The sequence below is a fragment of the Streptomyces actinomycinicus genome (genome assembly GCF_016741775.1).
Taxonomy (GTDB): domain Bacteria; phylum Actinomycetota; class Actinomycetes; order Streptomycetales; family Streptomycetaceae; genus Streptomyces; species Streptomyces actinomycinicus.
This window is the reverse complement of record NZ_JAERRK010000005.1, coordinates 209601-231051: the sequence shown is the minus strand read 5'-3', so window position 1 is coordinate 231051 and position 21451 is coordinate 209601. Positions and strand designations below refer to the sequence as shown.

Annotated in this window: 18 protein-coding genes; 7 read left to right on the top strand and 11 right to left on the bottom strand. The window is 72.6% G+C overall.

The window, feature by feature from the left end:
* Positions 1–44 precede the first annotated feature (44 nt).
* Positions 45–839: a metal-dependent hydrolase gene (locus JK359_RS12765; RefSeq protein ID WP_201835082.1), complete on the top strand. Its 795-nt coding sequence runs from the start codon at positions 45–47 to the stop codon at positions 837–839.
* A 14-nt stretch (positions 840–853) separates the two neighbouring features.
* Here the strand turns inward: JK359_RS12765 and JK359_RS12760 are convergent, their stop codons facing one another.
* The 4 genes from JK359_RS12760 to JK359_RS12745 all read right to left on the bottom strand — a co-directional run bounded on the left by JK359_RS12760 (position 854) and on the right by JK359_RS12745 (position 5635).
* Positions 854–1129, bottom strand: a complete 276-nt coding sequence (locus tag JK359_RS12760) for a type B 50S ribosomal protein L31 (protein WP_201835080.1) — start codon at positions 1127–1129, stop codon at positions 854–856.
* A 103-nt stretch (positions 1130–1232) separates the two neighbouring features.
* Positions 1233–1703, bottom strand: coding sequence for a DUF5709 domain-containing protein (locus JK359_RS12755; protein ID WP_201835455.1), 471 nt, complete (start codon positions 1701–1703; stop codon positions 1233–1235).
* A gap of 348 nt (positions 1704–2051) precedes the next feature.
* Positions 2052–3833 carry an ABC transporter ATP-binding protein gene (locus tag JK359_RS12750; protein WP_201835078.1) on the bottom strand — a complete coding sequence of 594 codons (1782 nt, stop codon included), beginning with the start codon at positions 3831–3833 and terminating at the stop codon, positions 2052–2054.
* Positions 3830–5635, bottom strand: a complete 1806-nt coding sequence (locus JK359_RS12745; protein WP_201835076.1) for an ABC transporter ATP-binding protein — start codon at positions 5633–5635, stop codon at positions 3830–3832. The genes JK359_RS12750 and JK359_RS12745 overlap by 4 nt, the downstream gene beginning before the upstream one ends.
* A gap of 238 nt (positions 5636–5873) precedes the next feature.
* On the opposite strand from JK359_RS12745, the gene JK359_RS12740 reads away from it, so the two are divergent.
* Complete coding sequence (locus tag JK359_RS12740) at positions 5874–6641, top strand: L,D-transpeptidase family protein (RefSeq protein WP_307788084.1); 768 nt, start codon at positions 5874–5876, stop codon at positions 6639–6641.
* Between the two features lie 45 nt (positions 6642–6686).
* On the opposite strand, the gene JK359_RS12735 is transcribed toward JK359_RS12740, so the two are convergent.
* Both JK359_RS12735 and JK359_RS12730 read right to left on the bottom strand, forming a co-directional pair.
* The gene (locus JK359_RS12735; protein WP_236677792.1) at positions 6687–8609 is read right to left on the bottom strand and encodes an N-acetylmuramoyl-L-alanine amidase; all 1923 of its coding nucleotides are present in this window, start codon (positions 8607–8609) and stop codon (positions 6687–6689) included.
* A gap of 247 nt (positions 8610–8856) precedes the next feature.
* Positions 8857–10428, bottom strand: a complete 1572-nt coding sequence (locus JK359_RS12730) for a M1 family metallopeptidase (protein WP_307788082.1) — start codon at positions 10426–10428, stop codon at positions 8857–8859.
* Positions 10429–10661: 233 nt separating this feature from the next.
* Between JK359_RS12730 and JK359_RS12725 the strand changes: the two genes are divergently transcribed.
* Positions 10662–12272 (top strand): peptide-N4-asparagine amidase, encoded by a 1611-nt coding sequence (locus JK359_RS12725; RefSeq protein WP_236677729.1) that lies wholly within the window; start codon positions 10662–10664, stop codon positions 12270–12272.
* Positions 12273–12336: 64 nt separating this feature from the next.
* Here JK359_RS12725 and JK359_RS12720 read toward each other — a convergent pair whose 3' ends face one another.
* Positions 12337–12786 carry a MarR family winged helix-turn-helix transcriptional regulator gene (locus JK359_RS12720; RefSeq protein ID WP_201835070.1) on the bottom strand — a complete coding sequence of 150 codons (450 nt, stop codon included), beginning with the start codon at positions 12784–12786 and terminating at the stop codon, positions 12337–12339.
* Between the two features lie 114 nt (positions 12787–12900).
* Between JK359_RS12720 and JK359_RS12715 the strand changes: the two genes are divergently transcribed.
* On the top strand, positions 12901–14703 hold the full coding sequence (locus tag JK359_RS12715) for an ABC transporter ATP-binding protein (protein WP_201835068.1): 1803 nt from the start codon (positions 12901–12903) through the stop codon (positions 14701–14703).
* A 43-nt stretch (positions 14704–14746) separates the two neighbouring features.
* Positions 14747–15643 carry an endolytic transglycosylase MltG gene (mltG, locus tag JK359_RS12710; protein WP_201835067.1) on the top strand — a complete coding sequence of 299 codons (897 nt, stop codon included), beginning with the start codon at positions 14747–14749 and terminating at the stop codon, positions 15641–15643.
* Between the two features lie 12 nt (positions 15644–15655).
* Here the strand turns inward: mltG and JK359_RS12705 are convergent, their stop codons facing one another.
* A complete protein-coding gene (locus JK359_RS12705) occupies positions 15656–16732 on the bottom strand; it encodes an NAD(P)-binding domain-containing protein (RefSeq protein ID WP_201835066.1) in 1077 nt (358 codons plus the stop codon).
* Between the two features lie 128 nt (positions 16733–16860).
* Between JK359_RS12705 and JK359_RS12700 the strand changes: the two genes are divergently transcribed.
* Positions 16861–17283, top strand: coding sequence for a secondary thiamine-phosphate synthase enzyme YjbQ (locus tag JK359_RS12700; RefSeq protein ID WP_201835065.1), 423 nt, complete (start codon positions 16861–16863; stop codon positions 17281–17283).
* Between the two features lie 132 nt (positions 17284–17415).
* Here the strand turns inward: JK359_RS12700 and JK359_RS12695 are convergent, their stop codons facing one another.
* Positions 17416–18228: a helix-turn-helix transcriptional regulator gene (locus tag JK359_RS12695; RefSeq protein WP_307788081.1), complete on the bottom strand. Its 813-nt coding sequence runs from the start codon at positions 18226–18228 to the stop codon at positions 17416–17418.
* 265 nt (positions 18229–18493) lie between these two features.
* Complete coding sequence (locus tag JK359_RS12690) at positions 18494–18895, bottom strand: DUF5997 family protein (protein ID WP_201835064.1); 402 nt, start codon at positions 18893–18895, stop codon at positions 18494–18496.
* Between the two features lie 159 nt (positions 18896–19054).
* Between JK359_RS12690 and JK359_RS12685 the strand changes: the two genes are divergently transcribed.
* Entirely contained in the window at positions 19055–19855 is an 801-nt protein-coding gene (locus JK359_RS12685; RefSeq protein ID WP_201835063.1) for a LysR family substrate-binding domain-containing protein, read from the top strand.
* 49 nt (positions 19856–19904) lie between these two features.
* Here the strand turns inward: JK359_RS12685 and JK359_RS12680 are convergent, their stop codons facing one another.
* Positions 19905–21371 (bottom strand): MFS transporter, encoded by a 1467-nt coding sequence (locus JK359_RS12680; RefSeq protein WP_201835062.1) that lies wholly within the window; start codon positions 21369–21371, stop codon positions 19905–19907.
* Positions 21372–21451 lie beyond the last annotated feature (80 nt).

The window sequence follows — 21451 nt, the reverse complement described above, 5'->3', positions numbered from 1 at the left end:
GTCAACTGGACAGCGGCACACGAGGAATGGGGCGGGAAGCGGCCATGATGGGACCAGCACACTCACTGTCGGGGGCCGCGGCCTGGCTCGGCGTCGGAGCGGCCGCCGCCGCGGCCGGTCATGCGATGCCCTGGCCGGTCCTGCTCTGCGGCGCCCTGATCTGTGCCGGTGCCGCGCTCGCCCCGGACCTCGACCACAAGGCGGCCACGATCTCGCGCGCGTTCGGGCCGCTCTCGCGGTGGATCTGCGAGATCGTCGACAAGCTGTCCTACGCCGTCTACAAGGCGACCAGGAAACAGGGCGACCCGCGCCGCTCCGGCGGTCACCGCACGCTGACCCACACCTGGCTGTGGGCGGTCCTGATCGGCGCCGGCTGTTCCGCGACCGCGATCACGGGCGGCCGCTGGGCGGTGCTCGGGATCCTGTTCGTGCACATGGTGCTCGCCATCGAGGGTCTGCTGTGGCGGGCGGCGCGTGGCTCCAGCAGCGATGTGCTGGTGTGGCTGCTGGCGGCGACCAGCGCCTGGATCCTGGCGGGAGTGCTGGACAAACCGGGCAACGGTTCCGACTGGTTGTTCACCGCGCCCGGGCAGGAGTACCTGTGGCTGGGGCTCCCGGTCGTCCTGGGCGCGCTGGTGCACGACATCGGGGACGCGCTGACCGTGTCCGGGTGCCCGATCCTGTGGCCGATCCCGGTGGGCCGCAAGCGCTGGTACCCGATCGGGCCGCCGAAGCCGATGCGGTTCCGGGCCGGCAGCTGGGTCGAGCTGAAGGTGCTGATGCCGGCGTTCATGCTGCTCGGGGGAGTGGGCTGCGCCGCCGCCCTCAATGTGATCTGACGCGCCTGCCGGATTCAGGCCGGGCCGCCCCCCGGCCGGCCCGCGTCCGGTCCGCCGAACCGGCGCTCGAAGCGGGCGACACGGCCCTCGCTGTCGACCGTGCGGGCCTTGCCCGTGTAGAAGGGGTGGCTCTCGGAGGAGATCTCCACGTCGATCACCGGGTAGGTCTCGCCGTCGTCCCACTCGATGGTCTGCTCGCTCTGTGCGGTGGAACGGGTGAGGAAGGCGTATCCGGCGGCGCGGTCGCGGAAGACCACGGCCCGGTAGTCCGGGTGCTTGTCCTGTTGCATGGCGGCTCCTCGAAAGCGGGGCTCCGGGCCTCGAGCGGGGCGGTCCGGCGGGGCGGTCGGGCAGAGCGGGGCGGTCCGGCAGCGGGTGGCCGGGAGGTCCGGGTCAGCCGGAGAGGGAGTCCTCGTCGACGATGTGCATCGCGGCCTCCTCCGCGGAGGCGGCGGCACCGTCGATACCGACGTCTGTCGCGACGAGGGCCGCTTCCTCGTCCTCGTGGGCGCCCTCGTCGGGAGCCACCAGCCGGCCGGAGCGGGAGTCGCCGACCTCGTTGTCCAGCAGCTCCCCGTCCGTGCCGTCGCAGTCGCCGATGCCGTCGCCGGAGGGCGTGGCGAGGTCGGGCTGCTCCTCGGCGAGTCGCTGGTCGAGGGTCTCTCCCGCCTGGCGTTCGGCGGCTGTCACGCCGGTGTGCTCCACCGCCCACGGTCGCTCGGGAGGGGACCAGCCGCGGTCGAGGGGGTCGCTGACGCCGTCGAAGTCCAGTGTGTCCTCGACGTCGAGCACCCCCGAGTCCTCCCGGATCTCCGAGGGATCGGGCTGGTAGACGTCGTCCCCCCAGCCGTCGGCGCTGTCCACGAGTACCTCCAAGCGGTGAGGACGGCCGAGTACCGCCCCAGCGGGCGGCGGGCCGCCGGCACGCCCGGCACGGGGGTCGCACACCGCGGACCGATCGGTTCCCGGCGTGCTTCCCGAGCCGGTGCCGCTTTCCAGCCTTCCACCCCTGCTCGGCACTGCGCAACGGCACGGACACCGGCGCGGGCACGAGGCAAGGCGGAGCACCCGCCCCGCCTCCGACGGGGCCCGGCTGCCCCTGCCCTCGTCGGCCCGGCCGCCCCCCTGCCTCCGCCGGCCGGCTGCCCTACCTCCGTCGGCCCGGCGTCCGCACCCCCTCGGCGCGGCCGCCGCCCCCGCTCCCTCGGCCTCTCACCCGTGCCAGGACCGCCACAGCGCCGCGTACGCCCCGTCCGCCGCGACCAGCTCGTCATGGCTGCCCAGCTCGCTGATGCGGCCGTTCTCCACGACGGCGATCACGTCGGCGTCGTGGGCCGTGTGCAGACGGTGTGCGATGGCCACGACGGTGCGGCCGTCGAGCACCCGGGCCAGGGAGCGTTCCAGGTGCCGGGCCGCGCGGGGGTCGAGGAGCGAGGTCGCCTCGTCCAGGACCAGGGTGTGCGGGTCGGCCAGGACCAGCCGGGCCAGCGCGATCTGCTGCGCCTGTGCCGGGGTCAGGGTCAGGCCGCCGGAGCCCACCTCGGTGTCCAGGCCGTCGTCCAGCGCCCGCGCCCACCTGTCCGCGTCGACCGCGCCCAGGGCCGCCCACAGCTCCGCGTCCGTGGCGCCGGTCCGGGCCAGCAGGAGGTTGTCGCGCAGGGCGCCCACGAAGACGTGGTGCTCCTGGTTGACGAGGGCGACGTGCGAGCGGACGCGTTCCGCGGCCATCCGGGACAGCTCGGCCCCGCCCAGGGTGACCCGGCCGCCCCGGGGCGCGTAGATCCCGGCGAGCAGCCGGCCCAGGGTCGACTTGCCCGCGCCGGAGGGGCCGACCAGGGCCAGCCGGGTGCCCGGGGCGACCTCCAGGGAGACCTTGCGCAGCACGTCGACGCCCTCCCGGTAGCCGAAGTGCACCTCCTCGGCGTGCACGTCCCGCCCGTCGGGAACCAGCGAGGCGTCCCCGGCGTCGGGCTCGATGTCCCGCACGCCGACCAGACGGGCCAGCGACACCTGGGCGACCTGCACCTCGTCGTACCAGCGCAGGATCAGGTTGACCGGGTCGACGAGCATCTGCGCGATGAGCGCGCCCGTGGTCAGCTGGCCCACTCCGAGCCAGCCGTGCAGGACCAGCGCCCCGCCGACCATCAGGACCGAGCCGAGCACGATGACGTGCACGGCGTTGATGACCGGGAAGAGCACGGAGCGGAGCCAGAGGGTGTAGCGCTCCCAGGCGGTCCACTCCTTGATCCGCCGTTCCGACAGGGCCACGCGGCGGTCGCCGAGCCGGTGCGCCTCGATGGTGTGGCCCGCGTCCACCGTCTCGGCCAGCGCCGCGGCGACGGCGGCGTACCCGGCGGATTCGGAGCGGTAGCCCGAGGGCGCGCGCTTGAAGTACCAGCGGCAGCCGGCCACCAGCACCGGTACGGCGAGCAGCACGGCGGCGGCCAGCGGCGGGGCCGTCACGACGAGCCCGCCGAGCAGCAGCAGCGCCCACACGACACCGATGGCCAGCTGCGGCACTGCCTCGCGCATGGCGTTGCCCAGACGGTCGATGTCGGTGGTGATGCGGGAGAGCAGGTCACCGGTGCCCGCCCGTTCCAGCACGCCCGGCGGCAGCCCGACCGACCGGACGAGGAAGTCCTCGCGCAGGTCGGCCAGCATCCGCTCGCCGAGCATCGCGCCCCGCAGCCGTACCTGCCGGACGAACACGGCCTGCACGGCCAGCGCGAGCACGAACAGCCCGGCGGTCAGGCCCAGATGCAGTTCCCGAGCCCCGTCCGTCATCCGCTCGACCAGGCCGCCGAGCAGGTACGGGCCCACCATGGAAGCGATCACGGCCACCGTGTTGACGGCGATGAGCAGCAGGAACGCCCGGCGGTGCCGGCGGAACAGCTCGATGACGTAGCCCCGCACGGTCGCGGCGGCGCCGACGGGCAGGGTGGTGGTGGTCGTCGGGGCCGCCGGGTCGTACGCCGGCGGCGCAACGCCGATCATGCGCTCTCCTCGATCTCTTCCAGCTCCTGCAGGGCCTCCAGCAGCACGTCTTCTTCGGCGGCGGCCAGCTCCTCGTCGGTCTCGCGGGTCACCACGGCCCGGTACCGCGGCTCGCTGTCGACCAGTTCGCGGTGCACGCCGACCGCCACGACCTGGTCCTCGTGGACCAGGGCGACCCGGTCCGCGCGGTCGAGGAGCAGTGGTGAGGAGGTGAGCACCACCGTGGTGCGGTCCGACCGCAGCCGGCGCAGCCCGTCCGCGATCCGCGCCTCGGTGTGCGAGTCGACCGCGGAGGTCGGCTCGTCGAGCACCAGCACCTCCGGATCGGTGATCAGCGACCTGGCGAGGGCCAGCCGTTGGCGCTGGCCACCGGACAGGGATCGGCCGCGCTCGGTGATGCGGGCGTCCATCGGGTCGGCGGTGTCCAGCGAACCCTGCGCGAGCGTGTCCAGCACGTCCTCGCACTGCGCCGCCCTCAGCGCGTCCGCGGCCCGTACGGCACCGGAGGCCGGCACGTCGAGCAGCTCGCGCAGGGTGCCGGAGAGCAGCACGGGGTCCTTGTCCTGGACGAGGACGGCGGTCCGGGCCAAGTCCAGCGGGAGTTCGTCCAGGGGCACCCCGCCGAGCAGCACCGACCGTCCGGGCTCCGTGGCGTGGCCGCCGAGCCGCTCGGCGAGCCGGCCCGCAGCGTCCGGGTCACCGCACACCACGGCGGTGAGCCGGCCGGCCGGGGCCAGCAGACCGGTCGTGGGGTCGTACAGATCGCCGTCCGGCAGTCCGGCCCGGCGGGTGCCGGCGGTGGCCGTGGCCCGCTCCATGGACAGCACCCGGGCGGCCCTCTTGGCCGACGGGCGGGAGAACGAGTAGGCCATGGCGATCTCTTCGAAGTGCCGCAGCGGGTAATTCAGGATCATGACCGCGCTGTAGACGGTGACGAGTTCACCGACCGTGATCCGGCCCTGGCGGGCCAGGTGGGTGCCGTGCCAGACGACCGCGATCAGCAGCAGTCCGGGCAGCAGCACCTGAACGGCGGAGATCAGCGACCACATCCGGGCGCTGCGGACGGCGGCGTGCCGTACTTCCTGCGAGGCGCGGCGGTAGCGCTCGAGGAACAGTTCCTCGCCGCCGATGCCGCGCAAGACGCGCAGCCCGGCGACGGTGTCCGAGGCCAGCTCGGTGGCCCGGCCGGCCTTGGCACGCTGCTCGTCGGCGCGGCGCGTGGCCCGGGGGAGCAGCGGGAGCACCGCGAGCGCCACCACGGGCAGGCCGACGGCGACGATCACGCCGAGCGCGGGCTGGTAGACGACGAGACCCACGCAGACGATCAGGACGGTCAGCGCGGCAGCGGTGAAGCGGGAGACGGCTTCGACGAACCAGCCGATCTTCTCCACGTCGCCGGTGGACACGGCCACCACCTCACCGGCGGCCACCCGCCGGGTCAGGGCGGAGCCCAGCGCGGCGGCCTTGCGCGCCAGCAGTTGCTGGACACGGGCGGCGGCGGTGATCCAGTTTGTGACGGCGGTCCGGTGCAGGAAGGTGTCGCCGACGGCGATGCCCGTGCCGCACAGCAGCATCAGACCGCCCGTCAGGGCGAGCCGGGTTCCGGAGCGGTCGATGACCGCCTGTACGGCGAGGCCGACACAGAAGGGCAGGGCGGAGACCGAGACGAAGTGCAACACGCCCCAGGCGAGCGACTTCAGCTGCCCGCCCAGCTGATTCCGCCAGAGCCACCACAGGAATCGGGGACCCGAGCGCGTGTCGGGCACGCCCGGATCGGGGTACGGGAGATCTTGAATCTGCATGGCGTCCCAGTGGCTCGTGTCAGGCGGAAAACGGCGGCGAGCGGCAGCAAGCCGTGAAAGGTTCGCGTCGCAGAGTGGTGAATTTCAAACGGTTTTCCCGATCGCCCGCTCACTTCGCGCACATCCGGCCACGGTTCCGTCCCTTCGTCGGCCCACTGCCGCGAGGCCACCTCACCCGGCCGGGCGATCGTCCGAAAGGCCCGCACAAAGCGCCGGTTCGCGATGCCACCATGGGCGGGTGCAGATCGACAGCGCGCGGCGCACGACGGTCGTCGTGGCAGCCTTGGGCACCCTCCTCGCAACGCTCTCCGCCTGCGGCACCGCCGGCCCCGGTCCCGCCCGCGGCCACGCGGCGCAAGGTGCTGCCCACGGCCGGGGCGCGCAGGGACCCGCCCCGTCGTCCGCGCCCACGACCGACCCGACGCGTGTCCCGGGCGTCGGTCCCCGCCTGCACCGGAGGATCCCGGCCGACTCCCGCCAGGTCGTGGCCGTCTACGGCGAGGACGAGCATTCGGCGGACTCCAGGGTGGTGCTGTACACCCGGCAGGGCACCCACTGGCGGCCGGCGGGCAGCTGGCCCGCACACAACGGACGCAAGGGCTGGACCACGGACCACCACGAGGGCGACCAGCGCAGCCCGGTCGGTGTGTTCACCCTCTCCGACGCGGGCGGAGTGCTCGCCGATCCGGGTTCCGGACTGCCCTACGACCGGGACGAGCGTGCCTACGCGCCTCCGCCGCAGTGGGACGCGGCGCACCGGCACGACTTCGACTACGTCATCGCGATCGACTACAACCGCGTCAAGGGCACGCCGCCGAAGGACGCCACGCGCCCCTGGGGTGCGGACAGGGGCGGCGGCATCTGGTTGCACATGGACCACGGCAGCGGCACCTCGGCCTGCGTCAGCGTCTCCCGGCAGGCCATGGAGTCCCTGCTGCGCACGCTCGACCCGGCTCGCGATCCGGTCGTGGTGATGGGGGACAGGGCGAGTCTGTCGGCCGGCTGATGCAGCGGTGCCGTGGTCCCCCGGCCCCCTGACCGGTGCGCACTGTCAGTTCCCTGCCGGACCGGCCTCGAGTCCCGGCGCTCCCGCCGCGGCGCTGGACGAGCCCACCACGTCCACGTCGCTCGCCCGGACGTACCCGAGCCGGTGGCCGAACTGGATCTCGTAGTACTTCTCCCGGCCCCACACCACCGGGTTGGGTGCGTCGCTGAACGACTTGGGGGTGTACGAGCTGCCGACGCCGGACTGCGTGACGTAGCGCTGGCCCGCCAGGAAGCTGTAAGGGAGCGGCGACTCGCTCGGCTCGTCCACATCGTCGGGGTAGGCGTCCTCCTCCGGGAGGGCGCGGCCGTAGACCGGGATCTCGTCCAGGCCTTCCTTGGGCGTGACCATGCGGCCGGCCGCACCGACGGCGGTCGGTTGTTTCGCGGGGTTCTTGAACCACGCCTTCCGGCCCTGGAACCAGATCGCCGTCCAGTCACCGCTGCGGTCGGCGACGGCGAAGGTCTGGCCGGCGGAGACCCGTGATCCCAGGTCGTTGACGTCCACGGTGGAGTCCTCACCGTCCGGCTTCCGGCCGGGGTCCTGGATGAGCGGGGCGGTCTCCTCCGGCCGGGTGTACAGGCGGACGGCACTGGAGCCGTGCGGTTTGCAGGGGACGCCGCTTCCGCCGCACCCCGTGAACGCCGGCTTGTTCTTGCCGTAGTCCGGCAGGATGGTCACCATGTCGCTGTCCGGTCCCGCGGTGGCCCGCAGGGGTGCGCCGAGCAGGTCGAAGTAGTGCCGCCAGTCCCAGAAGGGGCCGGGATCGTCGTGCATGTCGGGGATGCTGTCGGCCGTCGGAGCCGGCACGTTGTCATGGCCGAAGATGTGCTGCCGGTCGAGCGGGACGCCGTACTTCTTGGCCAGGTAGCGCACCAGACGCGCCGATGACCGGTACATCCGCTCCGAGTACCAGGTGCCGGGCTGGGTCAGGAAGCCCTCGTGCTCGATGCCGATCGAGCGGGCGTTGACGAACTGGCTGCCGGAGTGCCAGGCCTCGTCCTTCGTCCTGACGTGCTGGGTGACGTGGCCGTCACTGGAGCGGATCGAGTAGTGCCACGACGACTCCGTCGGATCCTGCACCGTCTGCAGCATGCTCGGCAGGACCGCCTCGGTGTCGTGGATGACGATGTACTCGATCGGCTGGTCCCTGGGCCGGTCGGCCAGGTCGTGGTTGCCGTACTCGCCGTCGTCGATCTCCTCGTACGGCGCGCCGAGCCAGTCGCAGGCCAGCTCGACCGGGCACTCGACGTCCTTCGGCCGCTGCGGTCCGGCGGTCCGGCGGTGCGGCTTCACCCCCGGGGAGGCGGGAAGACTGACGTCCTGGCCCTCGGCGGTGGTGCGGTGCGCTCCCCGGCGGATCAGCGCGAAGACGTCGTCGGCGTACGACGCGGCCGCCGCGACGTCACGGGTGCCGGGGAAGTGGGCCACCGCCTCCCACCAGTCCGCCGGGTCGTCGCTGAGGGGGTTGCCGAGCTGCCGCTGCGTGGCCGCGAGGAGTGCCGCTCCGCCGCGCACGTTGGCGACGGCGTCCGTGCGCAGGCGTCCGGTCGGTGCGTCGATGAGCCGTGCCGCGTGCTGCAGGTCCGCGGGCTGGACGGCGCGGCCCGCCGGGAGATCGGCTGCGTGTTCCGCGGACGCCCCCGCCGTCCCCGGGCGGGACCGGTCCTGCCGTTCGGCCGCCTTGGCCGGGACGCCCTCGGTGTCCAGGAGGTGCATCGGCCCGAAGCCGCCCGCGACGCTCGGGGCGCCGGAATGGGTGTCCCAGCGCGACTGCATGTAGGCCACGCTCATGAGGACACTGCGTGGCACGTGGAACTCGCGCGCGGCATTGGTGAAAGTGTCCTGCAGACGTCGGTCCGCGGCCTCGTCGGCGCCGGACACCGGGAGGATCAGCAGCGGGGGCAGCAGAGCCGCCGTCGCGATCAGGCACGCCGTCCGGCGGCACCTCCGGACGCTGTCCGGGACACGTGCAGAAACATTTCTTCTCATCGCGGAGGCTCTCCCAACCACGCTCGTCGCAACCTGGACAAAGGAGTTGTTCGTAAGGCCACCCCTCGTAGGTTTCCGTGCCTCGCGCGCCACCGCGTGGCGAGCGTCACCGGGGTGGACCAGCGGTCCCGCAGAGGCCACCCGGTCGGCGGCAGTGACTCCGCCTCCCGGGGCACCGCCCGGTTCAGTCCTCGACCGGGTCCACCTGCCAGTCGGGACGGCCCGGCATGGGCGGGGTGTGCGCCCCGTACAGCCACGGCTTCAGAAACGGCGTCAGGTCTTCGCCGGCGACCTGCGAGGCGAGCGCGACGAAGTCAGCGGTGCCGGCCGCACGCCCCCGGTACCGGGTCACCCAGGTACGCTCGATCCGGTCGAAGGCCTCCGCGCCGACCTTCTCCCGCAGCGCGTACAGCACCAGCGCCGAGCCGTCGTAGCGCATCACCTTGAACAGGGTCGCCTCGGTGGGTTCGGCGGGTGCCCCTTCGTCGTGACGCCACTGGTCGTGCTGTTCGTACGCCGCCCGCATCGCGTCCTCGAGGCTGTCGCCGCCGTGCGTGTCGGAGTACAGGCGTTCGTAGTAGCGGGCGTGACCCTCGCTCAGCCACAGGTCGGACCAGCGCCGGACGGCGACGCTGTCGCCCGTCCAATGGTGCGTCAGCTCGTGGACGAGATTGCGTTCGGCGTCCACCCGGTCACCCAGGAGGTCGTCCCGCGGCACGACGGAGAGCGACTGCGTCTCCAGCGCCACCGGCAGGTCGGTGTCCCCGACCAGCACGCCGTAGCGGCGGAAGGGGTACGGGCCGAGCCGCTGTTCCAGCCAGGTCAGGTGCTCCGGGGTGAGCGAGCGGTACGCCTCGGTGTCCGTGACCAGGCCGTCCGGGACCACGTCCCGGACGGGCAGCCCGTGCGGGCCCTTGCTGTCGACGAATCTGAACCTGCCGACCGCCATCTGGACCAGTTGCGGCGCGATCGGCTGTTCGGAGTCGTACGTCCAGCGGGTACGGCCGCCGGGCCGCCGGTCGGTGCCGACGAGCCGTCCGTTGGCCACCGCACTGAGCCCCGGAGGTGTCGTGATCCGGAAGGTGACCGGAGCCCGCAGGCTCGGGTGGTCGTTCGCCGGGAAGATCATGCGGGCGCCGTCGGGCTGGGCGCAGACGATGGTGCCGTCGGCGGTCGGCACCCAGCCGTAGTCCTGGATCGCGTCGTCCCGGTGCCGTCCCTGCGTGGGGTCGGCGGTGTAGGCGACGCGGACCGTGAACGCGCCGCCGCGCGGGACCGGTCTGCCGGGCGTGACGACGAGTTCGTCGCCGTCGCGTACCGCGGCGGCCGGTGCCCCGTCGACGGTGACCCCGCGCAGGGTGTTGCCGGCGAAGTCGAGGTCGAAGCGGGACAGGGCCTGGGTGGCGGTCGCACGAACGGTGGCGACGGCCGCGAAGGGCGTCCGTGGTGCCTGCCAGTCGAAGTCGAGCGTGTAACGGCGGACGGTGTACCCGCCGTTGCCGGCGAGCGGCATGAGCGGGTCGCCGACGCCCCTCGCTCCTGGGGCGGGGCGCGCGCCGGCCGGGACGGCCGAGGCGCCGGGGGCGGGGGTGCCGCGTTCCGCGGGCGGACCCCCGCCGGCGAACAGGGCGTCGGCGATGAGCGCGACGGCTCCGGTGCAAGTGAGGACGAGGGCCGCGCGACGGGCGCGGACGACATGACGGTGGCGCCGGGGCGCGGGCTCCGGGTGCGTGGCGCGCGTGAGGGGTGCCTTCACCGGAGGGTCCTGTGGTCGTCGCGGGACCAGGGAGCGGGGCTCCCGGCCGCTGATCCGGCCGGCCTGCCGGCGTTCATGATCTCCATGTCGACACTATGTCAGTAAGGTCCGTTTATAACACTAAATATTCATTCGTTGGGGCGAGTACGCGGCCGGCCGGTGGCCGTCCGGATCGCGCCGATCCGTCCGAGGCGTCATTGCGGGACACCCCGTCTCCTCGTAGAACACCGGCCATGAGAAGACGGATAGTCATGTCCATGCTCGCCGGAGCGACCCTCCTGGTGGGCACGCTCTTCGGTACGGGGACGCCGTCCGCCCAAGCCGCCGACGTGCCCGCCGAGTTCGGCACCGACTGGCACGACCCGGTGACGGCGGCACCGCCCGTCGAACGGCCGCACACCAGCTCGTGTCAGATCACCCTCGCCGACGCCCGGTTCCGCGACTTCACGCCCTACCGGGGTGCCTACACGCCCCCGGAGGGCTGCGGCGACCGCTGGAGCAAGGTCGTCCTGCGCCTCGACGGCAAGGTGAAAGGCCGTCAGTACGACCGGCTCGGCTATCTGCACGTCGGCGGCGTGGAGGTCCTGCGCACCTCCACCCCGGAGCCCTCGCCCGACGGCATCGAGTGGCACGTCGAGAAGGACGTCACGCGCTACAGCGACACCTTCCGCAGCGCCCAGGACGTCGAGATGCTGATCGGCAACGTCGTGGACGACACCTACACCGGTGTCATCGACGTGCACGTCACCCTCACCTTCTATGCGGGGCGTCCCGCGGCCCCCGCCCCCGACCGCGTCCTCACCCTCACCGGCACACCCGACGGCACGACCCTCACCACCCCGCGCAACAGCGAGCGGATCGTCGCCGAGGTGTACGCGACCGGATCGGGCGGCGGCTGCGAGGAGTTCTGGTACCTGACCGTGGCCGACCCGGCGTCGTACTCCTGCAAGGCCGACCACGGCCCCTACCGCGAGGTGCAGATCAAGGTCGACGGACAGATCGCCGGCATCGCCGCGCCGTTTCCGAACGTGTGGACGGGCGGCTGGTCCAACCCCTTCCTCTGGTACGTCGTCCCGGCGCCCCGCGCCTTCGACGTCCGGCCCGTCGAGTACGACCTCACGCCCTTCGCCGGCCTGCTCAACGACGGCCGTCCGCACCGCGTCGAGGTCTCCGTCGTCGGCGTGCCCGCAGGGCAGTCGGGCTGGAGCGCACCGGTGAACGTGCTGGTCTGGCGGGACGCGCACCGCGCCCGCGTCACCGGCGGGGTCACCGCGGTCAAGGCGACCGACCTCGCCAACTCCTCCACGTACACGCCCGGTGCCGAGAACCGCGTGGACACCGAGGCGGGCCACCGGCTCACCGTGTCCGGGTACCTCGACACCTCGCACGGCCGCGTGACCACCACCGTCACCCGCACGCTCGCCAACACCTCCGCCCACCGCTGGACCGACGGCGAGAACACGGACGGCCTCGACGCGGCCTGGACCGACGACGAGACCGTCACGGTCGGCGGCCACGGTCCCGCACGGTCGACGCACACCCGTCGGACGTACACCGTCGACGGAGTCGTCACCCTCGGTGCCGACAAGCGGCTGCGCACCGTGCTGACTCTCGGCGACCGGGCGTCGGTGGTGGTGCGCGAGGGCGGCCGGCGCACCGCCTGGTCCCGGCTCGACGACACCTACCGCGGGGATGCCGCGTACACGGCCGACGTGCCGCGCGACCAGCGGCACGCGGTCGGCACCTCCACCGAGCGCTACCGCCTGATCGGCTCGGACGGCTGCCACGACCGCTCACTGACCACCGTCCAGGGAGTGCTGACGCAGGACCGCAGCCGCTGCTGAGGCGAACCGCGCGACGGACGGCGGCGGCCCCCCGCTCCACCTCGGAGCGGGGGGCCGCCGGCGTTCAGCAGCGTGTGGCGGCGTCCCCGTCGATCAGCGTGTCCAGCAGGACCCCGAGAACCTGGCGCTCCTTCTCGGTCAGGGGAGCGAGCATCTCCTCGGCCGCGGAGCGCCGGGCGGCGCGCAGCTCGCGCAGCGTCGCGCGTCCTTCGTCGGTCAGCTCGATCCGGGTCACGCGCCGGTTCGCCGGATCCGGCACCCGCCGCACCTTGCCGCTCGCCTCCAGCCCGTCGACCAGCGTCGTCACCGCGCGGGGCACGACCTCCAGACGCTCGGCGAGATCGGCCATGCGCGGCGGAGCACCGTAGTGCGCGAGGGTGCGCAGCAGCCGGGACTGGGCCGGGGTGACACCCAGCTCGCGCTGTTCCAGATGACGTTTCTGGATGCGGTGCACCCGGCGGGTGAGCCGTAGCAACTGCTCGGCGAGCAGTCCGTCGGGATCCGGGGTGGTCATGCGGGAACAATATCAGGATGCCGTTCATTGTGAGTATAGGTAACAATGAGCTACGATCCGTTCCGTCATCGTCGGCCGGTCCCGGCCGTCGTCCGTGCACCTCCGTAGGAGCCCATGCATCCCGACCGTGAACCGTCCTGGACCCCACCCGCCGACGCGGGCGAGCAGCCCCGGCAGGTGCGTCGCATCCTGAAACTCTTCCGGCCCTACCGCGCGCGGCTCGCGATCGTCGGCCTCCTGGTCGGCGCCTCGTCGCTGGTCTCGGTGGCCACGCCCTTCCTGCTGCGGGAGACGCTCGACGTCGCGATCCCGCAGGGCCGCACCGGCCTGCTGAGCCTGCTCGCGCTCGGCATGATCCTCAGCGCCGTCCTGGCCGGCGTCTTCGGTGTGCTGCAGACCCTGATCTCGACGACCGTCGGCCAGCGGGTCATGCACGACCTGCGCACCGCGGTCTACGGCCGCCTCCAGCGCATGTCGCTCGCCTTCTTCACCCGGACCCGCACCGGCGAAGTGCAGTCGCGCATCGCCAACGACATCGGCGGCATGCAGGCCACCGTCACCTCCACGGCCACCTCCCTGGTGTCCAACGCCACGAGCGTCATCGCCACGATCGTCGCGATGGTCGCCCTGGACTGGCGGCTCACGAGCGTCTCGCTGCTCCTGCTCCCGGTGTTCGTGTGGATCAGCCGCCGCGTCGGCAGCGAACGCAAGAAGATCACCACCGAGCGGCAGAAGCAGATGGCCGCGATGGCGGCCACGGTCACCGAGTCGCTCTCGGTCAGCGGCATCCTGCTCGGCCGTACCATGGGCCGCTCGGACTCGCTCACCGCGACGTTCGCCGACGAGTCCGAGCGCCTGGTCGACCTGGAAGTGAGGTCGAACATGGCCGGGCGCTGGCGCATGGCCGTCATCACCGTCGTCATGGCCGCGATGCCGGCGGTCATCTACTGGACCGCGGGCACCGCCCTCCAGTTCGGCGGCCCCCAGGTCTCCCTCGGCACCATCGTCGCCTTCGTCTCGCTCCAGCAGGGCCTGTTCCGCCCGGCCGTCAGCCTGCTCGCGACCGGCGTCCAGATCCAGACCTCGCTCGCCCTCTTCCAGCGCATCTTCGAGTACCTGGACCTCCCCGTCGACATCACCGAGCGGGAGCAGCCCGTCCGGCTGGACCAGGTGAAGGGCGAAGTCGGCTTCGACGCGGTCGCGTTCCGGTACGACGACAAGGGCGGCCCCGTGCTCGACGGGATCGACGTCACCGTGCCCGCCGGCGGCAGCCTCGCCGTCGTCGGCCCCACCGGCGCCGGCAAGTCCACGCTCGGCTACCTGGTGCCACGCCTGTACGACGTCACCGGCGGCCGTGTCACCCTCGACGGCGTCGACGTCCGTGACCTCGACTTCGACACCCTCGCCCGCGCGGTGGGCGTCGTCTCGCAGGAGACGTACCTCTTCCACGCTTCCGTCGCCGACAACCTCCGCTTCGCCAAGCCGGACGCCACCGACGAGGAACTGCACGCGGCGGCCAGGGCGGCCCAGATACACGACCACATCGCCGCGCTGCCCGACGGCTACGAGACGATCGTCGGCGAACGCGGTCACCGCTTCTCCGGCGGCGAGAAGCAGCGCCTGGCGATAGCCCGTACCATCCTGCGCGACCCGCCGGTCCTCATCCTCGACGAGGCGACCAGCGCGCTCGACACCCGCACGGAAGCCGCTGTCCAGGAAGCCATCGACGCCCTGTCGGCCGACCGCACGACGATCACCATCGCCCACCGTCTGTCGACGATCCGCAGTGCCGACCAGATCGTGGTCCTCGACTCCGGACAGGTCGCCGAACGCGGCACGCACGAGGAACTGCTGGAGCTGGACGGCCGTTACGCGGCCCTGGTGCGCCGGGATGCGCAACTGCAGCCGACAAACTGAACAGATGCCAGGTTTGGGACGATATACGTATTACCGTGCCCGCATGCAGATCAACATTCCGTCACGGAAAAAGCCCCGACTGACACGCCGCGGCAGACTCGCCCTCGTCGTGGCCGGCGCCGTCGTGGCCGGCACCGCCGTGGCGGTGCCGCTGCTGACCCTGGCGCGCGGCCACCAGGAGGCGAGGCCCGCCACGCTGGTCGTCCCGGAAGGATGGCGCGCGAGCCAGGTCTACGACGCGATCGACAAGACCCTGGGACTGCCCCCGGGCAGTACCCTCAAATCCCTGGGCAAGGCGGCGCTCAAACTGCCGAACGAGGCCGGGGGCAACCCCGAGGGTTATCTCTTCCCGGCCAGCTATCCCGTGCGGAAAGGCGCCACCCCCGAGTCCCTGCTGCGGACCATGGTCGACACCGCCATGGGCAGGTTCAACGGCGCACCGGTCGCGGCCGGGGCGCAGCGCAACGCGGTGAACGTCTACCAGACCGTCACCATCGCCAGCATCGTCCAGGCCGAGGTGGCGTCCAAGTCGGACATGGGCAAGGTCGCCCGCGTCGTGTTCAACCGGCTCGAGCGCGGCATGCCGCTGCAACTGGACGCGACCATCAACTACGCGATGAACCGCAACACCGTCCACACCAGGCTGAGCGACATCCAGACCGACAGCCCGTACAACTCCTACGAGCGCACCGGCCTTCCGCCGACACCGATCGCCAACCCCGGCGAGGACGCGATGCGGGCGGCCCTCAACCCTACCCCGGGCGACTGGCTGTACTTCGTCACGGTCAAGCCCGGCGACACGCGCTTCACCGCGGACTACGACGAACACCTGCGCAATGTGGCCGAGTTCAACGCCCTCTACCCGAGCACGGCGACGGCGCAGCCCCCGAGCCGGAGTCCGCTGCCGTCCCCGGCCACCGAGCAGCCCGCGGTCCGCTGAGCCGGCGGGACGTCACGCGGCGACCGGCTCCCCGGCCAGCAGCCGCCTGATGTCCCGGACGGCCGCGCGCCCGGCCCGGTTGGCGCCGATGGTGCTCGCCGAGGGACCGTAGCCCACCAGGTGGACCCGCGGATCGGCGACGGCGCGGGTGCCCTCCACCTGGATGCCGCCGCCCGGCTCGCGCAGCCGCAGCGGAGCCAGATGGCCGAGCGCGGCCCGGAAGCCGGTCGCCCACAGGATCACGTCGGCGTCCACGTGCCGCCCGTCCCGCCACTCCACGCCGGCCGGGCTGATCCGGTCGAACACGGGCAGCCGGTCCAGGACCCCGTTCCGCAACCCTTGCCGGACGGCGTCGTTCAAGGGCAGTCCGGTGACCGAGACGACACTGCGCGGCGGCAGACCCCGCCGCACCCGCTCCTCCACCAGCGCGACCGCCGCGCGGCCCGCATCCTGGTCGAAGGGCCCCTCGCGGAAGACCGGGGGCCGCCGGGTGACCCAGGTGGTCGAGGCCGCGAACGGTGCCAGCTCCAGCAGATGCTGGGTGCCCGAAGCGCCACCGCCCACGACCACGACCCGCTGACCGGCGAACTCCTCGGGCCCCGTGTACTGCGCCGTGTGCAACTGCCGCCCCCGGAAGGTCTCCTGGCCCGGATAGCGCGGCCAGAACGGCTGGTCCCACGTGCCGGTAGCGTTGATCAGCGCCCGGGTCGACCAGTCGCCGTCCGAGGTCTCCACGAGCAGCCGCCCCTCCTCGCCCTCTCGCACCGCCCGCACCTCCACGGGCCGCCTCACTCGCAGGCCGAAGGTGCGCTCGTACCGGTCGAAGTACTCCCGCACGACGTCCGCCGAGGGCCGGGCCGGGTCGGCGTCCGTCAGCTCCATGCCGGGCAGCGCGTGCATCCCGTGCACCTTGCCGAACGTCAGCGAGGGCCACCGGAACTGCCAGGCGCCGCCCGGCCCGGGAGAGTGGTCGAGGACCACGAAGTCGCGGTCCGGCTCGAAGCCGGTGCGCCGCAGGTGGTAAGCGGCAGCCAGACCGGCCTGGCCGGCGCCCGTGACGACGACCTCGACCTCACGTGTTTCGTTCACGCTTCTACCAACAGGAAGCCGCCGGTGGATCTTCCCGGCCGCACGGTGTCTCGCGTCATGGGCCGCGCGGGTCGGAAGTCGGTGGCGCCCCGGGGTGTGGAGGCCGGCGTATGGGTCAGGATGAGGGCATGTCCGATGCCTTCACCACGCGCATGCTGCACGTCTCGACGGGTTCCCGGGAACGCGTCGTCGACCTCACCGACGACTGCGAGGGCTTCCTGCGGGAGGTGGCGGCCGGTCGCGACGGTCTGCTCAACATCTTCGTCCCGCACGCCACCGCCGGAATCGCCGTGATCGAGACGGGTGCCGGCAGCGACGACGACCTCCTGGCGGCGCTGCACACCCTGCTCCCCGCCGACGACCGCTGGCAGCACCGGCACGGCAGTCCCGGTCATGGCCGCGACCACGTCATGCCGGCCATCGTCCCGCCGCACGCGACCCTTCCGGTGATCGGCGGACGCCTGGAACTCGGCACCTGGCAGTCGGTGTGCCTGGTGGACACCAACAAGGACAACCCCGACCGCAAGGTGCGGCTGAGCTTCCTCGGCTGAGCTTCCCCGGCTGAGTTTCCCCGGCCTGGCTTCCCCGGCCGAGTTCCGTCGGCTGAGAGTCCCCTCCTGAGCTTCCGTGCAGCCGCAGGCACAGCCGGCGTGCGGATCAGTCGGTACGGGCCCGGGGAACGGTCACCACGGACCGCCCCGGGCCTCGGCAGGCCCCGGCGGCGGCACCAGGCCGAGCCGCTGGGCGCGCAGCACCGTACCGACGCGGTCCCGGGTGCCCAGCTTGCGGTAGATGTTCTCGACGTGCTTGTGCACGGTACGGACCGAGATGCCGAGGCGCCGGCCGATGGTGCCGGCGGTCAGCGCGTCGGTGAGCAGCAGCAGGACGGCGGTTTCGCGCGGCGTCAGGGAGCAGACCGCCGCCCGCTGGTCCGGCGCCGCGGCCGGCCCCAGTGCCCGCCGCCACTGCTCCAGCAGTCGCCGCTGCCGCTCGACGGCGTCCAGCAGCGGCTGCGCGCGCTCGGCCAGCGCCAGGTCGTCGTCGCGGAAGTCGCCCCCGGCGCGGTAGACGAGGCAGCCGGTGATCGGGGTGGTGCTTCCCGGGAGGGGTACGCCCAGCACGTGGTCGACGTCGAGGATCTCGCCGAGCAGGCGCGCGGTCGGGCTGCCCGGCCAGCCGGCCCCGGCCGCACGGTGTGCGGTGACCGGCGTCCGTTCGGTTCCGTGCGCGTAGTGGCGGGCGAACGGGAAACCCGCGCGCAGCAGACTCAGCTCGGCGTCCCCGAGCCCGGCCAGTTCCGCCGCGGCGGCGTCCGGCACCGTGCCGATCGTTCCCTCGCTCGCGCTCCACTCGTCCAGCTTGTGGATGACCGCGTCACCGCCGCACAAGTCCGCGAGCGTGCCGGCCAGCATCGGCCAGAGCCGCTCCGGTTCCCGCTCGTTCAGCGCGGCCACGGCCACCGCCGTCATGCGTTCGTAGGCCATCTCCAGCCGCACGGGTCCTCCGGTCGGTGTGTGTGCAGCCCCCGTCGGCGTACGTACTTGTACGCATACCCATGCGGTCCCCGGCTGTCGCACACTTCAACCCGGCGACACCGGCCTGCTCGGACCTGGCGTGTCCGACGGGCCGCCGGCACGGGGGAACGGCGGCCCGTCCGGTGTCGCCGGCCGGCAGCGGGCCGCGGGCGGCACGTACCGGGCGGACGACGGACAACGCCCCCCGGCGGAGCCGGAGGGCGCTGCGGAGGAACGGGCGGGAGAGTCAGCCGCGCTCGGCGCCGCCGTTCTCCTTCTCCCTCTTCAGGTTCTTTATCCGCGCGGCTTCCTTGCGGACCTCGGCCTGTGTGGCGCGCTCCTTCTCCAGCCACTCGGGCTGCTCCTGCTTGAGCGCCTCGATCTGCTCGGTGGTCAGCGGCTCGGTGACCCCGCCGCGGGCCAGGCCCGCGATCGACACGCCCAGCTTGGCGGCGACCACCGGACGCGGGTGGGGGCCGGTGCGCCGCAGCTCGCTCAGCCACTCCGGCGGGTTGGCCTGCAGCTCGTTCAGCTCGGCGCGCGAGACCACACCCTCCTGGAACGAGGCGGGGGTGGCGGGGAGGTACACACCCAGCTTCTTCGCCGCGGTCGCGGGCTTCATCGTCTGGGTGCTCTGCTGCGACTTCATGGAGTCAAGGGTATCGGCCGGGTACGGGACGGCTGACCACAGCCGACGGAGGAGGGGCCGGTCAGGCCCGGTCACGGAGGCGTCCGCCGCGCCCGCTGCGGGACGGGTCCGCTCCGCCCCGTGACGGAAGGGTCCCGTGGCGGCCGGTAACCTGGCCTGGTGACAGGCTCGGAGGAATCAACGTCGTTCCGGCTCGCGTACGTTCCCGGAGTGACGCCCGCCAAGTGGGTGAAGACCTGGAACGAGCGCCTGCCCGACATCCCGCTCGCCCTCGTCCAGGTCCCGGCCGCCGAGGCGCCCGAGGTGCTGCGCGCGGGTGACGCCGACGCGGGCCTGGTCCGGCTGCCCGTGGACCGCGCGTACTTCAGCGCGATCCCGCTGTACACCGAGACCTCGGTGGTCATCGTCCCCAAGGACCACGTGATCACGGCCGCCGAGGAGGTGACCCTGGCCGACCTCGCCGACGAGACGCTCTTCCACCCCCTCGACGACGTCTTCGACTGGGACGCCCCGCCGGGCGAAGCGGCCTTCGAACGGCCCGCGACGACTCCGGACGCCGTCGAGCTGGTGGCCGCCGGCGTCGGCCTCCTGGTCGTCCCGCAGTCCCTTGCCCGCCTGTACCACCGCCGGGACCTCACCTACCGTCCGGTCGTCGACGCACCCCGGTCCAGCGTCGCCCTGTCCTGGCCGGAGGAGGCCACCACCGACCTGGTGGAGGACTTCATCGGCATCGTCCGCGGCCGCACCGTCAACAGCACCCGGGGCCGTACGCCGGCGAAGCCCGCGGCCGACGACAAGCGCAAGACCTCCGGCGGGGCCGGCACCCGGCAGACACCGGCGGCGAAGGCCCAGTCCAAGTCGTCCGCGAAGCCGGCCGGCCGCACGGCACGCGGTGCCCGCGCGGCCGGCGGCAAGGCGGCCAAGCCGGTGAAGCGCGGGAAGCCGCGCCGGAGATCGTGAGCCGGACGGTCGTCGGACCACGGCAGGCAGGCGGCCAGTCAGGCAGGGGTCAGTCAGGTACGCAGTCAGTGAGGCCGGGCGGCGCCATCTCGGGTTCGGGACGCAGTCGGCGGTCCCGCAGATCCGCGACCGCCAGCACGAGCGCGACCAGGATGATCCCCACGGCGGAGAGCAGTCCGAGCTGCATCGCCGTGTCGGTGCGGCCGTGGTTGGCGAGGTGGGCGAAGTACACCGAACCCACCACCGCGATACCGGCCGCCGAGCCCACGCGCTGGCCGGTCTGAAGCACCCCACCGGCCGCGCCCGCGCGGCGTACGGGGACGAGGGCGAGCGTGAGGGTGGTGTTGGGGGAGACCGTCAGACCGGAGCCGACGCCTCCTGCGAGCAGCGGCAGCGCCGCCGCCCACGCCAGGTTCGGGCCGGGCACCAGCTCCACCGCCACGACCAGTCCGAGCAGCCCCAGGGCCACGCCGGCCAGGCCGGCGACGACCAGCTTGCGGCCGAAGCGCACCACCAGCCGGCCCCCGACCGCGGCCCCGACCGCCGAGCCCGCCGCGAAGGGCAGGACCGTCAGGCCCGATGCCAGTGCGCTGTAACCCATGCCGTTCTGCAGGTACAGCGCGAAGAGGAAGAAGACCGTCGTGAAGCCGGCGAAGTAGCAGAGGCTGATCAGCGCGCCGAGCGTGAACGAGCGCAGGGAGAACAGCTCCAGGTCCACCAGCGGAGCGCGCCCGAGCAGCCCCTGCCGCTTTTCCCAGGCCCAGAACGCACCCAGCAGCACCACGGCCAGCGGCAGCAGCGCCCACTTCTCCCGTCCGGTCCACTGCTGCTCCTGCACCAGCGGCAGCATGAGCGCGAGCACGCCCGAACCGAGGAGCAGCACCCCGAACAGGTCGAACTCCTCGTGCCTCCCCGTCGCCGGGAAGCGTGGCAGCAGCCGGAGCCCCGCGGCGAAGGCGGCCACCCCGATCGGCAGATTGACGAAGAACACCCAGCGCCAGCCGTCGTCGGTGCCGACTACGTCGATCAGCAGGCCACCCACCAGGGGTCCCGCCGCCGTCGACACCCCGATGACCGTGCCGAGCAGGCCGAAGGCCTTGGCGCGCTCGGCGCCCTGGAACATCTGCTGGATCAGCCCCGAGGTCTGCGGGGCGACCATGCCCGCAGCCGTGCCCTGGATCAGCCGGAACAGCACCAGCCAGCCGGGGCCGGCCGCGAGCCCGCACGCCAGCGAGGCCATGGTGAACAGGGCGAGCCCCACCAGGAAGGCCTGGCGCCGGCCCCGCATGTCACCGAGCCGGCCGGCCGGGACCAGCGCGAGCCCGAAAGTGAGGGCGTACCCGGAGACCACCCAGGACTCGGTCGCCTCGGAGGCCCCCAGCCCCCGCTCCAGCGAGGGCAGCGCCACATTCACGATCGAGGTGTCGAGGAGCGAGATGAAGCCCGCCGCCAGACAGACCGCGAGCGCCTTCCACCGCCGCTCGTCGGGGGCGGGCCGGGCCTGATCTGTGCTCATGAGGGTCACGCTATGCAGCCGTGGCTCACCGCGCACGCAGAACCACCGTGCGTCACCACGGGGCGGGAGGGCGGCCGACC